We start from the raw sequence: 14,316 nt of genomic DNA on the forward strand, positions 1-14,316 counted from the left end.
GATGGGTGACCGCGAAAACTGGCATTGGACCGATGGGACATCCGACACGGACGATGACGACATGGACACCGCAGACGCCACCGGGCCCAACTCGTCCCCTCTGTCATCGCCGTCCCCTCTGTCCCCCCTGTCCCCGCCGTCCCCCCTCCCGTCCACCCCGGCCGATCCCCTGGCCACCGCGCCCGATCCCACCTTCGCCGACGTCCTCGCCGCCCGCGACCTCCTGACGGAGCACCTCCCCCGGACCCCGATGTGGTCCTACCCCGCGCTCGACGCGGTGGCCGGCGCCACCCTCTTCGTCAAGCACGAGAACGTGCAGCCGGTCGGCGCGTTCAAGGTGCGCGGCGGGCTGACCCTGCTGGCCGGGATGACGCCGGCGCAGCGGGCCCGCGGCGTCGTCACGTACTCGACCGGCAACCACGCGCAGTCGCTGGCGTACGCGTGCGCGGCGTTCGACACGGCGTGCACGGTGGTGATGCCGGCGGCGGCGAACCCGGCCAAGGTCCGGGCCGTGCGCGCGCTCGGCGCGACCGTCGAGCTGCACGGCGCCGACGTGGGCGCGGCGCAGGAGTGGGCCGAGCGGACGGCGTCCCGCGAGGGTCGGCACCTGGTCAGCCCCGGGGACACGCCCGCCCTGGTGGCCGGGGTCGGTACGGCGTACCTGGAGATCCTGGAGGCGCGGCCCGACCTCGACGCGCTGGTGGTCCCGGTGGGCAGCGGTACCGGCGCGGCCGCGGCCGCCCTGGTGGCCGCCGAGTTGGCCCCGAGCTGCCGGGTGATCGCGGTACAGTCCGCCGCCGCGCCGGCCGCACACGACTCGTGGCGGGCCGGCGAGTGCGTCCGCCGTGCCAACCTGACCACCGCCGACGGCCTGGCCACCGGCCGGGGCTTCGAGCTGCCGCAGCGCCTGATGCGCGCCGGCCTGGCCGACTTCCACCTGGTCTCCGACCCGCAGATCGCGGCGGCACGGCGGTTGCTGGCGAGCCACGCGCACACCCTCGCCGAGGGTGCCGGGGCCGCCGCGCTGGCGGCCGTCCTGGCTCGACCCGGGGAGTTCGCGGGTCTGCGCGTGGCCGTGGTGTGTTCCGGCGGCAACGCCTCCCCCGCCGAGATCGCGAGCCTGGGCGAGGCCTGAGCACCGGCTCCGCGGCGACCGCGGTCAACCCGAACACGACGCTCAAGGCCTACCGCGAACTCGAACGCGAGGGGCTGGTCGAACCCCGGCCGGGCCAGGGCACCTTCGTACTGCATACGCTCGCGAAGCCGGCCGGGGCGGACGACTCGCCGCTGCGGATCGAGTTGCGGGAGTGGATGGAGCGGGCGCATCGGGCGGGGCTACAGCGGGAGGACGTCGCCGCGCTGGTGTCCTCGGTCGTGGCCGAACGTTACGGGCCTCGGTAGCGCCGGGCGGCCCGCGGACCGCGTTTCCTCGAACGCCGGACGGGCTTGATATGCCCGGCCGGCGTTCGAGTCGGCCAAGCTGTTCGAGGACTACTACGCGGCCGTCCCGGACGGCGTGGTCACGCGCGCTTCCACGCCGGAAGGTCGGACGGCTGGCGGCGTTCCGCTGCGCTGCACGACGCGCGACGGCGACCTGTACGCGACCTGCCCGAAGCGGCCGGCGGCCGGCATGCTCGCTCTCACGGGCATCCCGGCGGGCCCGACAGCGGGTACGCCCGACTGGGCGCCCACGAGTCCGCACACCTGTACGGGGCAGCAAGATCGCTGCCGTTGCCGCCCCCGACGGAGGGTCTGCCCACGCGTCTCCTGCGCCGGATCAGCCCGGCGCCCCAGCCGATGCGAGCCCATTCGGACGGGGTCGCGCGGGTCTCACGGCGCGGACCTGTCCATGCGCGCGCCAACCCGCCATACTGGGTAGTCATCGGATCTCTGGAAGGGTCATCGGCGTGGCGGTCACAGACGAAGCCATCGACAAGATCAAAGGCATGATCGTGTCCGGGGAGCTTCAGCCGGGCGAGAAACTGCCCAAGGAAGCCGACCTGGCCGCGAAGCTCGGCCTGTCCCGAAACTCGCTGCGCGAGGCGGTCAAGGCACTGTCACTGATCCAGATCCTGGACGTGCGCCAGGGCGACGGCACGTACGTCACCAGCCTGGAGCCGCATCTGCTGCTCGGCGCGATCTCTTTCGTCGTCGACTTCCATCACGACAAGAGCGTCCTCGACTTCCTTCAGGTGCGCCGGATCCTGGAGCCCGCAGCCACCGCGCTGGCCGCGGAGCGGATCGACGCCGACGGGATCGCGAAGCTGCGCGAGCTCGCCGACGCGCCGACCCCCGACGCGGGCTTCGAGCAGCTGATCGAGCGGGACCTGCGCTTCCACCACGAGATCGCCGTCTTCAGCGGCAACGTGGTGCTGTGTTCGCTCCTGGAGACGCTGTCGAGCCCGACCATGCGCGCGCGGATCTGGCGCGGCCTGACCGAGGACGACTCGTGGCAACGCACGATCGCCGAGCACCACGCGATCGTGGACGCCCTGGAGGCGCACGACGCCGCTGCGGCGCACGCGTGGTCGACCGTGCACACCAGCGGTGTCGAGCGATGGCTGCGGCGGATGGTCTGAGGTCGCCGGGTCCCGGGTCCCGGGAGGGCGTCCGCCTCCCGGCGGGGTCTCGCCCACCGACCCGACCCCTCCGAGGACTTCGAGGACTTCGAGGACTTCGAGGACTTCCGACCGCGCCGACCGTACCGATGGCCTTGGTGGCTTGCCAGCCGTCCGACCCCGCACCGCCGCCAAGTCGCGCGCGCCGCGATCAGGCGCCCCGTCCGTGACGACACCGGACCGGCGGACCCCGCCGCGCGGTATCGCCTGGGGACCCACCCTCACACCCGCCACGCCGCGCGCCGCGCCGCACAAGGCCACCCTCATTGAGGATTGCTCCGACGTATAGCATTGTATTGAACCTCTAGAGCCCAATAAATGCCATAGATCACTGTCATTCCTCCGATGAATCATGGACGTGCGACCGGAAACGAGATATACATCGGATGTCTGATCGCCGTTCGCCCTGTCTCGGACACCTGATCCCGTGCCTGGCGATCGAGTCCCACGGCTGAGAACCGAGGAGCAACACGTGATCCCGCACCATCCCGATGGCCCCCTCCGGACCGTCGCCCGCGTCATCGAGTTCGTCACCACGGACATCCGCTTCCCCACCTCGCGGGAGCTGGACGGTTCGGACGCGATGAACCCCGACCCGGACTACTCGGCCGCGTACGTGGTGCTGCGCACCGACGCCGGCGACGGGCACGAGGGACACGGATTCGCGTTCACGATCGGGCGCGGCAACGACGTACAGGTCGCCGCGATCGAGACCCTGCGCCCCTACCTGGTCGGCCGCCCCCTGGACGAACTCCTCGGCGACCTGGGCGCGTTCGCGCGCACCCTGGTCGGGGACAGCCAACTGCGCTGGCTCGGCCCCGAGAAGGGCGTCATGCACATGGCCATCTCGGCCGTGGTCAACGCCGCGTGGGACCTCAAGGCCAAGCGCGAGGGCAAGCCGCTGTGGCGGCTGCTGGCCGAGCTGACCCCCGAGCAGATCGTCGAGCTCGTCGACTTCCGCTACCTCGGCGACGCGCTCACCCGCGACGAGGCGCTGGACATCCTGCGCCGCGCCGAACCGGGTCGGGCCGAGCGCATCGGACTGCTGCTCGCCGACGGCTACCCCGCGTACACCACCTCGCCCGGCTGGCTCGGCTACGACGACGCCAAGCTCGCCCGGCTGTGCCGCGAGGCGGTCGCCGACGGCTTCACCCAGATCAAGCTCAAGGTCGGCGCCGACGTCGAGGACGACGTCCGCCGACTGCGGATCGCCCGCGAAACGGTCGGCCCGGACATCCGGATCGCCGTGGACGCCAACCAGCGCTGGGAGGTGGACGAGGCGATCGAATGGATGGGCCGGCTGGCCGAGTTCGACCCACATTGGATCGAGGAGCCCACCAGCCCGGACGAGGTGCTGGGCCATGCGGCCATCCGCGGCGCGATCGCCCCGGTCAAGGTCGCCACCGGCGAGCACGTGCAGAACCGGGTGGTCTTCAAGCAGCTGCTCCAGGCCGAGGCGATCGACTTCCTGCAAATCGACGCGTGCCGCGTCGGCGGGGTCAACGAGAACATCGCGATCCTGTTGCTCGCCGCCAAGTTCGGCGTCCCGGTCTGCCCGCACGCCGGCGGCGTGGGCCTGTGCGAACTGGTCCGGCACCTCTCGATGTTCGACTACGTCGCGGTCAGCGGCACCGTCCAGGACCGGGTGATCGAGTACGTCGACCACCTGCACGAGCACTTCGTCGACCCGGTGGTGATCGAGCGCGGCAACTACCTCGCGCCCACCCTGCCCGGCTTCTCCGCGACGATGCACCCCGAGTCGATCGCGACCTACGGCTTCCCGAACGGCTACTTCTGGACCGCCGATCGGGCCGCCGCCCTCGCCGCATCCGACACCGACACCGACACCGATTCCCGTATCGGAGCCGCCTCATGAGCACCCCTCAGGAATTCACCGACCTGCGCGCCCTGGTCACCGGCGGCGCGTCCGGCATCGGCCTCGCGACCGCCCGCATGCTCGCCGCGCGCGGCGCGGCCGTGGCCGTGCTCGACCGCGACATCACCGGCCTGGCCGAACACCCGGGCCTGCTCGGCGTCACCGCCGACGTCACCGACGACCCGTCGGTGGTCCAAGCCGTGCGGGCCGCCACCGCGGCCCTCGGCGGCCTGGACATCCTCGTCAACAACGCGGGGATCGGCGCCACCGGCACGGTCGCGGACAACGACGACGCCGAATGGCACCGCGTGCTCGACGTCAACGTGCTCGGCCTGGTCCGAGTCACCCGCGCCTGCCTTCCGCACCTGCGCGGCTCCGCGCACGCGGCGATCGTCAACACCTGCTCGATCGCCGCGACGGCGGGCCTGCCGCAGCGCGCGCTGTACTCGGCGTCCAAGGGCGCGGTGCAATCGCTGACGCTCGCGATGGCGGCCGACCACGTCCGTGAGGGCATCCGCGTCAACTGCGTCAATCCGGGTACGGCCGACACCCCGTGGGTCGGCCGGCTCCTGGCGGCCGCCGCGGACCCCGACGAGGAGCGGGCCGCCCTCAACGCCCGCCAGCCCCTGGGCCGGCTCGTCAGCGCGGACGAGGTCGCCCACGCGATCTGCGCGCTGGCGAGCCCACTGGCCGCCTCCACGACCGGCACGGCCATCGCCGTGGACGGCGGCATGCATGGGCTGCGCGTGCGCCGGGGGTGAGCAGGACTGCGGCCATGCTTGTCCTCAAGCGCCGGACGGGCTGGTCGTGCCGGCCTGCGGCCGATTCGGCCTCAAACGCCGGCCGGGCTGTCGATACCTCGGCCGGGTTGTTCGTACGTCGGCCGGGTTGTCGGTACCTCCGCCCGCCATTGAGGCCGAGTCGGCCGTACGCCGGCGCACCTACTTGAGCAGAAAGGCCAAGTCCCTTGGATCGCAACACCATTGGCTCCACCAAAGTCACCGTTACTCGTCTCGGCCTCGGCGCCGCGACCCTGGGCAACCTCTTCGCCGAGGTGTCCGACGATCGGGCCGCCGCCACCGTCCAGGCCGCGTGGGACACCGGCGTTCGCTGGTTCGACACCGCGCCGCATTACGGCGTGGGCCTGTCGGAGACCCGACTGGGCCACGCCCTGCGAACGCATCCGCGCGCCGAGTACACGATCTCCACCAAGGTCGGCCGCCTCCTGGTCGACGACGAGACCGCCCCCACCTCCGCCGAGGGTTTCGTCGGCACGCCGTCCCGGCGCCGCGTGCGCGACTACTCCGCCGACGGCGTCCGCCGCAGCCTGGAGTCCAGCCTGACCCGGCTCGGCCTGGACCGGATCGACATCGCGCTCATCCACGACCCGGACGCGCACTGGGCACAGGCCGTCGGCGAGGCCTACCCCGCGCTCGCCGAGCTGCGCGACCAAGGCGTGATCGGGGCGATCGGCGTCGGGATGAACCAGAGCGCGATGCCGGCCCGGTTCGTCGCCGAGACCGACCTGGACTGCGTGATGCTCGCCGGGCGGTACACCCTCCTCGACCGCACCGGCACGGACCTGCTCGACCTGTGCGCGGAACGCGGCGTGTCCGTCCTGGGCGCCGGCGTGTACAACAGCGGCCTGCTCGCGGACCCTCGGCCCGGCGCGACCTACGACTACGCCCCGGCCGACCCGGCGCTGCTCGATCGCGCACTGCGGCTCAAGGCCCTGTGCGAGCAGCGCGGCGTCCCCCTGCGCGCCGCGGCGTTGCACTTCGTGACCCGACACCCGGCGGTGGCCGCCGTACTGGTCGGCGCACGCGACCCGCAACAGGCCCACGACGCGGCGGCGATGGCCGCGTACGACATCCCACCGGACCTGTGGGCCCGCTTGGACGCGGTCTGACCCACCGGCCCCGCGGGGGTCCGGGCGTCGCCCTGCACTGGTTGGATGGGGTGGGTTCGACGACGTGGAGGAAAGCGACGTGGACAACCGTGAGGGAAGAGACGACGTGAACAACGCGGACCCGCACATCGGCACTCTCGACCACGAACTCGTCGAGGCCGCGGCCCAGGTCGCGAGCACCGCGTGCCGCGGCGACGACCACACCATGGCCGCGGCGGCGCGCACTCGGGACGGCCTGATCTTCACCGCCGTGAACGTCTACCACTTCACCGGCGGCCCGTGTGCCGAACTGGTCGTGATCGGCACGGCCGCCGCGCAGGGCACGTCCGCCCTGGACACCATCGTCGCGGTCGGCGACCGGGGCCGCGGCGTGGTTTCCCCGTGCGGGCGCTGTCGCCAGGTGCTGCTCGACTACTACCCGAAGGTCAAAGTGATCGTGAGCGACGGCGGCCGGCTGCGCACCGTGGCCATCGGCGAACTGCTGCCGGCGAGCTACGTATGGGCCGACAATCAGGGCGACGAGGGCTAGAACGCGGGATCGGTCCCCGAGCGAGGGCGGGCCTATCGGGTAGTGGTCGCGCTCGTGTTCTCGCGAGCGCCCATGCCGGTGAGTTCGCCGCGGAAGGTGGGGCAGTCGGCCAGGTCGTCGTGGGTGCAGGCGAGCGCGCATTCGACCATGGCCAGGGAGGCTCGGGCCTGGGCGATGCGGGTTTCGAGGGCCGCGCGTTGCCGGTGGAGTGCCTCGCGGCGGAGGTGCGGGTCGGCGGTGGTGAACATGGCGCCGATGTCTTCGAGGGCGAGGCCGGCTTCCTTGGCGCGCAGGATCACCGCGATCCGGATCGCGTCCGCGTCCCCGTAGCGGCGGCGGCCGGCGGCGTCGCGGTGCGGGCGCAGCAGGCCCACGTGTTCCCAGTGCCGGAGCACGTGCGTGGCCAGTCCGAAGCGGGCGGCCATGTCGCCGATGGCGCGGGTCGGAGCGGGGGTGGCACCGGCATCGGGCTCGATGTCGTGGGCGCGGTCGCGGGTTGACTTCATGTCGACATCAAGCCGCACGGTGGAGCCCATGACAAGTGATCGCGTGAGCGCATCCCTCATTGCCCGCCTCGACGCCGTGGACGCGATGCCGGACGCCGTCCGACTCCGCCTGCGCACCTACGATTTGCTCTCGTCCGGCGCCCCCGGGCCGATTCTGGACGTCGGCTGCGGTGCCGGTCGCGCGGTCGCCGAACTCACGGCCCGCGGTCGGCGCGCGGTGGGCGTGGACCCGGACGAGAACGCGCTGGCTCTGGCTCGCCATCGGCACCCCGGCGCGGCGTTCCGGCGCGGCGACGCCTTCGCGCTGCCTTTCGCCGACGGGTCGTGTGCCGGGTATCGGGCGGACAAGGTCTTCCACGAACTGGCCCATCCGGAAGCGGCGTTGGTCGAAGCGCGGCGAATCCTCGCACCGGGCGGGCGAATCGTGTTGGCCGGTCAGGACTGGGACACCCTCGTCATCGACGCCGACGACCCGGCCCTCACCCGCCGGATGGTGCACGCCCGGGCGGATCTCGTCACGTCCCCCCACGCGGCCCGCCGCTACCACGCGCTGCTCCGGTCCACGGGCTTCGACGATGTCCGGGTGGAGGTCCACACCTGGGTACTCGTCGACGGATCCCCGCTCCCCATGCTGCTCGACCTCGCCGAGGCGGCCCGTTCCACCGGAGCCGTCACGGCCGCCGAGGCCCACCGCTGGACCACCGATCAGCGTGAACGAGCCGCCGAGGACCGGTCGTTCGTCGCCATCCCGATGTTCGTCGCCGCGGCCGGCCGGGCCGCCTAGCCAGTACCGCGCCCGGCAACGCTCACGCGGTCCGTGACGTGACTGTTGCCGAAGTTGTGACCTCCGCCACAGCCGGTCGACGCTCGTCCTGCTCGACTCGACGCATGATCAGACGGCCGGCAGGGAGGCCAGGGCGGGGCCGGGCCGCGATCGAGCGCGGTGGTCGCTACTCCTTGATGCTCCGAATCAAGGACACGAGGGCTTGGACGGCCGTGGCGGAGTCCTCGCCTCGGGCGTCGATCACGATCTCCTTGCCCAGCGTCAGCCCCAGTGTCTGAAGCTTGAGCAGGCTCTTCGCGTCCGCGGTCCGACCGTCGACGGTGAACGTGATGTCGGAGCCGTAGCCCTTGGCCTCCTTCACGACCATGGACAGCGGCCGTGTGTGCAGCCCATTGATCGACTCGACGACGACGTTCTGTTGGGACTCGGGCATGGACGGCCTCTTCCGATGACAAGCGAGACGAACGGCGCCGAGGCGCCTCGTGTAACGCCCGGGTCGATGCTCCGATTCAAGTGAGCCGCCCCGCCCACCGTCAATGCGCCCGAGGGTGGCGCGAGGTGGCGCATCCAATACCCTCCGCATTTCCCACAAGCCCGCATGGCATGGAGTGGGCCGTCCGAATGCTTGCTCATCCCGCGCGGACGCGTAAGGATCAGGAACTGAATCGGTCATTCGACGGAGGTTGTTGTGAAGGTCCTCTTGGTCGGCGCCACCGGCACGCTGGGGGCGGCGGTCAACGCGCTGCTGTCGACGCGGCACGACGTGGTCACCGCCTCGCGCAGTGGGAAGACCGACCTCGTGGTGGACATCACCGACCCGGCGTCGATCGCGGCGATGTACGAGCAGGTCGGCCGGGTGGACGCGGTGGCCTGCGCGGCCGGCGGCGTGCCGTTCAAGGCGATCGGGGACCTCGCGTACGACGACGTCAAGGGCGCGGCCCTGGACAAGCTCGTCGGCCAGGTCGAACTCGTCCGGCGCGGCGTCGACTTCGTCGCGGACCGGGGCTCCTTCACGCTGATCAGCGGCATCCTCTCGAGCGAGGGCATCCCGACCGGCTCGATGGCCTCGATGGCCAACGGCGGCGTGGACGCGTTCGTGCGCGGCGTCTCGGTCGAACTCCCGCGCGGGCAGCGGATCAACTCGATCAGCCCGACCATGCTCACCGAGTCCCTCGCGGCCTACGACACGTTCTTCCCGGGTTTCCCCCCGGCCGACGCCGCGGCCGCCGCCATGGCCTACCGCCGCTCCGTCGAGGGCGCCCAGACGGGACAGACCTTCCGCGTCGGCTGGTAGGCGTCCCGCTCGAAGAGCCGCACCACCAGGACAGGTCAGGCAGGGAAGACGATGGAAGGAAGCGGTGTGCTCCCCGCACTGCTGCGCATGGAGGGGGTCGGTCGGCACTACGGCGACCGGCCCGTGTTGGACTCGGTCAGCGTGTCCGTGGCGGCCGGGCGATGTGTCGCGGTGACGGGCGACAACGGGAGTGGCAAGTCGACGCTGCTGCGGTTGGCCGTCGGGCGCGAGCAGCCCACGTCGGGTGCCGTGTGGTTCCAGGGCGCGCCGGTGGACGCGGCTGACTTGGCCACCCGGGCGCGGATCGCCACGGTGATGGACGCGGGCGCGTACGACCCGGACCTGACGGTCCGTGAACACGTGCTGCTCGCCGCCGTCGCGCACGGTCTCGGGGCGGATGCCGACGAGGCCGTGGACGACGTCCTGGCCGAGCATCGGCTCACCGACCGCGCGGACGCGTTCCCCGACCTGGTGTCCGCGGGTCAGGTGCAGGCGATGCTCCTGGCCGCCGCGTTCGTGCGCCCGCACGCCCTGTTGGTGCTCGACGAGCCCGAGCGGCGGTTGGACGCGCGGGCCCGCAAGGAACTGATCGAGCGGCTCGTCGCGCACAAGCGACGCGGCGCGGCGATCCTGTTGACCACGCACCACGAGGCCCTGGCCCGCGCCGTGGCCGACCGGATCCTCGATCTCGACGACGAATCGCCGACGTCGACCCGATCCCCGGCGTAACCGAGTCGGCACGCGACGCGAACCCCGGTGCGGGCGTGGCGCGGTCGCGGTCGCACGTCAATGGCGACGGCCAGACAACGGGGCCGTGCACGACGCCGCCCTCCCGCCGGGCTGCGCCTTGTCCTCCTGGGCGAAGCTGTGCCGTACGCGGCGCGACGGTACGGCCGTACGCGGCGCGGCGCCGCTTCGCGAGGAGGTCGTCCGCCCACGGGGACGACAAAGGCGAGGAACATCCGCTCCTCGCCATGTACAACTTATAGCGCACTGGGGGCCTTGCGGCAAGGCCCCCGTCGTGCCGCAGAATCGTCGACCTGAGCCGGAATCCGGGCCGGAATCTGCGGAAATAGGAGAGCCACGAAGTGCGTGTGTTGTTGTCGACGTACGGGTCGCGCGGGAGCGTCGAACCGATGGCGGGACTCGCGGTGCGGTTGCGGGAACTCGGCGCGGAGGCGCGGGTGTGCGCGCCGCCGGACGAGGAGTTCGCGAAGCGGCTGGCCGAGGTCGGTATGCCGCTGGTCCCCACCGGCCGGCCGGTGCACCCGCTGGTCACCTCGGTCACGCCGGGGTCGGCGGTGGGCCTGCCGCAGCGTGCGGCCGAGTTGATGGCCGCGCAGTTCGACACGGTCGCCGCGGCGGCCGAGGGATGTGACGTGCTGGTGGCGACCGGCCCGTTGCCGGCCACGGCCGGCGCGCGGTCGGTGGCCGAGAAACTGGGCATCCGCTACGTGCACGTGAGCCACCAGCCGGTCAGCCTGCCGTCGCCGTACCGCCGACCGCCCGCGCGGCGGGGCCGGCCGTTGCCATCGGACGTGACCGACAACCGGGCGCTGTGGGACCTGGACGCCCGGATCGCGAACGAGATGTTCGGCGAGGAACTCAACACCCACCGGGCGGCGATCGGCCTGCCGCCGGTGGACAACGTCCGCGACTACGCCTTCACCGGCCACCCGTGGCTGGCCGCGGACCCGATCCTGGCCCCGTGGCAGCCGACGGACCTCGACGTGGTGCAGACCGGCGCGTGGGTCCTGCCGGACGAACGCCCGCTCCCCGCCGAGTTGGCGGCGTTCCTGGACGCCGGCACACCACCGGTGTACGTGGGCTTCGGCAGCACGCCCATGCGCGATCCGAAGGACGTCGCCCGGGTGACCATCGAGGCGATCCGCGCGCAGGGCTGCCGCGTGGTCATCTCCCGCGGCTGGGCCGACCTGGCCCCGATCGACGACCGGGACGACTGCTTCGTCGTCGGCGAGGTCAACCATCAGGCACTGTTCCGCCGGGTGGCCGCCGCCGTGCACCACGGCAGCGCGGGTACCACGACGACGGCCGCCCGAGCCGGCGCGCCCCAGGTGGTCGTGCCCCAGGGGGCGGACCAGCCATATTTCGCGGGCCGGGTGGCCGACCTGGGCATCGGCGCGGCACACGACGGTCCGACTCCGACCGTCGAGTCCCTGTCGGCCGCGCTCAAGACGGCCCTGACCCCCGAGACCCACGCACGAGCGAGGGCCGCGGCCGACACGTTCCGCACCGACGGGGCGACGGTGGCCGCGAAACTGCTGCTCGACGCCGTCAGCCGAGAAAGGCCGGCAGTGTCCGCGTGAGCCACGCGGACTCGTCGAGCCGGGACCCGGAACACGAGAACCCGCAGACCCGGGCGGCCTGAACCGACAACGGCCCCCGGGTCCACGTCGGGCGGAGCCTTGCCCGTCCCGGCCACCGGGTTCGTCCCGCCGGTCCCAATCCCCTGCTGCGCGCAATGGTCGCAAGCGACCCAGATCGGAGCTCATGCCGTGAACCCCCTGACCACCACCAGCGCGTTCGACCTTCCCGACCACCTCTCCCCCAAGGCCGACCCGACGCTGATCGCCGGCGACGAGCAGCACTTCGCGGCCATCGCGGAGTGCCTCGAGGAGTCGATCGCCGACCTGTCCGAGCGTCTCGACGCCGAGCGCAGGGCGCCCGGCGGCAAAGGCCGGCAGGCGATGGACCGGGACATCGAGATCCACCGGCTGACCACTCGCCTGCGCGCGCTGCGTCGCTTCGGTTTGGACCTGTGCCTGGGACACATGGTCGGTGCGGACAGCCCCGAGCCCGTGTACGTCGGACGACTCGGCCTTACGGACAGCGCGGGTCGTCGGCTGCTGATCGACTGGCGCACCCCCGCGGCCGAGCCATTCTTCGGAGCCACCCACGCCAACCCGATGGGTCTGGCAAGCCGCCGCAGGTACCGCTGGACCCGCGGCCGGATCAGCGACTACTGGGACGAGGTGTTCACCTCGGACGGATTTGTCGGGCACGCCGCGCTCGACGACCAGTCCGCCTTCATCGCCACCCTGGGCAGCAACCGGTCGACCCGGATGCGCGACGTGCTCGGCACCATCCAGGCCGACCAGGACGCCATCATCCGCGCGGGATCCCACGGCGCTCTCGTCGTCGACGGCGGTCCGGGTACGGGGAAGACCGTCGTCGCTCTGCACCGCTCCGCCTACCTCCTCTACTCCGACCCTCGCCTCGGTCACCGCCGGGGCGGCGTGCTGTTCGTCGGTCCGCACCAGCCCTACCTGGGCTACGTCGCCGACGTCCTCCCCAGCCTCGGAGAGGAGGGCGTGCAGACCTGCACCCTGCGAGACCTCGTCGCCGAGGGAGCCGCGGCAACGATCGAGGCCGACCCGAACGTGGCCCTCCTGAAGTCGTCCGCGAACCTGGTGAAGGCGATCGAGACGGCCGTCAGGTTCTACGAGGAGCCGCCCACCAAGGGGATGACGATCACGACCCACTGGTCCGACATCCGGCTGACCGCCGCCGACTGGGCCGAGGCGTTCGAAGCGGCGGAACCCGGTACCCCGCACAACGACGCGCGCGACCGGATCTGGGAGGAACTGCTCACGATCCTGGTGGACAAGCACGACGACGACGCCTCCGCCGACCTGCTCCGCAGGTCGCTCCAGCGGAACGAGGAACTGCTCACGGCCTTCAACCGCGCCTGGCCGCTGCTCGAAGCGGCCGACATCGTCGGAGACCTGTGGTCGGTACCCGCCTACCTGCGGATGTGCGCTCCCTGGCTCGGCCCCGATGACGTTCGGAAGCTGCGGCGCGAGAACGCCCAGGCCTGGACGGTGTCCGACCTGCCGCTCCTGGACGCGGCACAGCAGCGACTCGGCGACCCGGAGGCGTCGCGACGCAAGCGTCGGCACAAGGCCGCTGTCGCCGCCGAACGCGAGCACATGACCAACGTCGTCGACGCCCTGCTCGAGGCCGACGACGACGGTGAAGGTGTGGTGACGATGCTGCGCGGACAGGACATCCGGGACACCCTGGTCGACGAGAGCGCGTCGCCCGGCATCGAACCGGACCTGCTCGCCGGCCCGTTCGCGCACATCGTCGTGGACGAGGCTCAGGAACTGACCGACGCGGAATGGCAGATGCTGCTGCTCCGCTGCCCGTCCCGGAGCTTCACCATCGTCGGGGATCGTGCCCAGGCCAGGCACGGGTTCACGGAGTCGTGGCAGGAACGGCTCGAGCGGGTCGGGCTCGACCGGATCAACCTGGCCTCCCTGAGCATCAACTATCGGACGCCGGAAGAAATCATGGCGGAAGCCGAGCCGGTCATCCGGGCCGTGCTCCCGGACGCCAACGTGCCGACCTCCATCCGCAGCGGCGGCGTCCCCGTCGTACACGGATCCACTTCGGATCTGAGCTCGATCCTCGACACCTGGCTCGCCGCACACGCCGACGGGATCGCCTGCGTCATCGGCGATCCCACGTTCCGGACGACGTCCCGCGTCCGGTCGCTGACCCCGGAGCTGTCGAAGGGGCTCGAGTTCGACCTGGTCGTCCTCATCGACCCGGAGACGTTCGGCAAGGGCGTCGAAGGAGCGGTCGACCGCTACGTCGCGATGACCCGAGCGACCCAGCAACTCGTCATCCTCACGAGCTCCTGACGTCGGCCGGACGAACGCCCGCCGTCGGCCGGGTTGCCGGCGTTCCCGGACGCCGATCAAGCCCGGCACGACCCGGCTACGACGTGGTCATCCCCGACAGCGGACACGGGCGGCCCGGCTCCCACACCGCGTG

General features: G+C 71.7%; 14 protein-coding genes. 12 read left to right on the forward strand and 2 right to left on the reverse strand.

The features are described from left to right. The first annotated feature begins 61 nt into the window (after positions 1–61). From OG928_RS38530 to OG928_RS38560, 7 genes are all read left to right on the forward strand, one after another. Positions 62–1,135, forward strand: coding sequence for a pyridoxal-phosphate dependent enzyme (locus tag OG928_RS38530; protein WP_331766652.1), 1,074 nt, complete (start codon positions 62–64; stop codon positions 1,133–1,135). Next, positions 1,081–1,401: a GntR family transcriptional regulator gene (locus OG928_RS38535; RefSeq protein WP_406291580.1), complete on the forward strand. Its 321-nt coding sequence runs from the start codon at positions 1,081–1,083 to the stop codon at positions 1,399–1,401. Before OG928_RS38530 ends, OG928_RS38535 begins: the two co-directional genes overlap by 55 nt. Before the next feature lie 506 nt (positions 1,402–1,907). Beyond that, positions 1,908–2,579 carry an FCD domain-containing protein gene (locus tag OG928_RS38540; protein ID WP_331766653.1) on the forward strand — a complete coding sequence of 224 codons (672 nt, stop codon included), beginning with the start codon at positions 1,908–1,910 and terminating at the stop codon, positions 2,577–2,579. A 511-nt stretch (positions 2,580–3,090) separates the two neighbouring features. Continuing rightward, a complete protein-coding gene (locus OG928_RS38545; RefSeq protein ID WP_406291581.1) occupies positions 3,091–4,494 on the forward strand; it encodes an L-fuconate dehydratase in 1,404 nt (467 codons plus the stop codon). Further along, positions 4,491–5,255: an SDR family oxidoreductase gene (locus OG928_RS38550; RefSeq protein WP_331766654.1), complete on the forward strand. Its 765-nt coding sequence runs from the start codon at positions 4,491–4,493 to the stop codon at positions 5,253–5,255. Before OG928_RS38545 ends, OG928_RS38550 begins: the two co-directional genes overlap by 4 nt. Positions 5,256–5,461: 206 nt before the next feature. After that, positions 5,462–6,403: an aldo/keto reductase gene (locus OG928_RS38555; protein WP_331766655.1), complete on the forward strand. Its 942-nt coding sequence runs from the start codon at positions 5,462–5,464 to the stop codon at positions 6,401–6,403. A 79-nt stretch (positions 6,404–6,482) separates the two neighbouring features. After that, the gene (locus tag OG928_RS38560; RefSeq protein WP_331766656.1) at positions 6,483–6,932 is read left to right on the forward strand and encodes a cytidine deaminase; all 450 of its coding nucleotides are present in this window, start codon (positions 6,483–6,485) and stop codon (positions 6,930–6,932) included. 32 nt (positions 6,933–6,964) lie between these two features. On the opposite strand, the gene OG928_RS38565 is transcribed toward OG928_RS38560, so the two are convergent. Continuing rightward, positions 6,965–7,357 (reverse strand): MerR family transcriptional regulator, encoded by a 393-nt coding sequence (locus OG928_RS38565; RefSeq protein ID WP_406292099.1) that lies wholly within the window; start codon positions 7,355–7,357, stop codon positions 6,965–6,967. 124 nt (positions 7,358–7,481) lie between these two features. Between OG928_RS38565 and OG928_RS38570 the strand changes: the two genes are divergently transcribed. Next, positions 7,482–8,222: a methyltransferase domain-containing protein gene (locus OG928_RS38570; protein ID WP_406291582.1), complete on the forward strand. Its 741-nt coding sequence runs from the start codon at positions 7,482–7,484 to the stop codon at positions 8,220–8,222. Between the two features lie 166 nt (positions 8,223–8,388). On the opposite strand, the gene OG928_RS38575 is transcribed toward OG928_RS38570, so the two are convergent. Further along, on the reverse strand, positions 8,389–8,655 hold the full coding sequence (locus OG928_RS38575; protein ID WP_331766659.1) for an HPr family phosphocarrier protein: 267 nt from the start codon (positions 8,653–8,655) through the stop codon (positions 8,389–8,391). Positions 8,656–8,910: 255 nt separating this feature from the next. On the opposite strand from OG928_RS38575, the gene OG928_RS38580 reads away from it, so the two are divergent. The 4 genes from OG928_RS38580 (at position 8,911) to helR (ending at position 14,183) form a co-directional block, all read left to right on the forward strand. Further along, positions 8,911–9,516 (forward strand): short chain dehydrogenase, encoded by a 606-nt coding sequence (locus tag OG928_RS38580; RefSeq protein WP_331766660.1) that lies wholly within the window; start codon positions 8,911–8,913, stop codon positions 9,514–9,516. A 66-nt stretch (positions 9,517–9,582) separates the two neighbouring features. Continuing rightward, positions 9,583–10,245, forward strand: a complete 663-nt coding sequence (locus OG928_RS38585) for an ABC transporter ATP-binding protein (protein ID WP_331766661.1) — start codon at positions 9,583–9,585, stop codon at positions 10,243–10,245. 365 nt (positions 10,246–10,610) lie between these two features. After that, positions 10,611–11,843 (forward strand): glycosyltransferase, encoded by a 1,233-nt coding sequence (locus OG928_RS38590; protein WP_331768263.1) that lies wholly within the window; start codon positions 10,611–10,613, stop codon positions 11,841–11,843. A gap of 189 nt (positions 11,844–12,032) precedes the next feature. Next, a complete protein-coding gene (gene helR, locus OG928_RS38595; RefSeq protein WP_331766662.1) occupies positions 12,033–14,183 on the forward strand; it encodes an RNA polymerase recycling motor ATPase HelR in 2,151 nt (716 codons plus the stop codon). Positions 14,184–14,316: the final 133 nt, after the last annotated feature.

Source organism: Embleya sp. NBC_00896, assembly GCF_045207785.1.
Classification (GTDB): domain Bacteria; phylum Actinomycetota; class Actinomycetes; order Streptomycetales; family Streptomycetaceae; genus Embleya.

Coding starts and splice junctions, on each gene's coding strand:
- OG928_RS38530 (WP_331766652.1), top strand. CDS start 62: ATGGACACCGCAGACGCCACCGGGCCCAACTCGTCCCCTCTGTCATCG.
- OG928_RS38550 (WP_331766654.1), top strand. CDS start 4,491: ATGAGCACCCCTCAGGAATTCACCGACCTGCGCGCCCTGGTCACCGGC.
- OG928_RS38565 (WP_406292099.1), bottom strand. CDS start 7,357: ATGGCCGCCCGCTTCGGACTGGCCACGCACGTGCTCCGGCACTGGGAA.
- OG928_RS38575 (WP_331766659.1), bottom strand. CDS start 8,655: ATGCCCGAGTCCCAACAGAACGTCGTCGTCGAGTCGATCAATGGGCTG.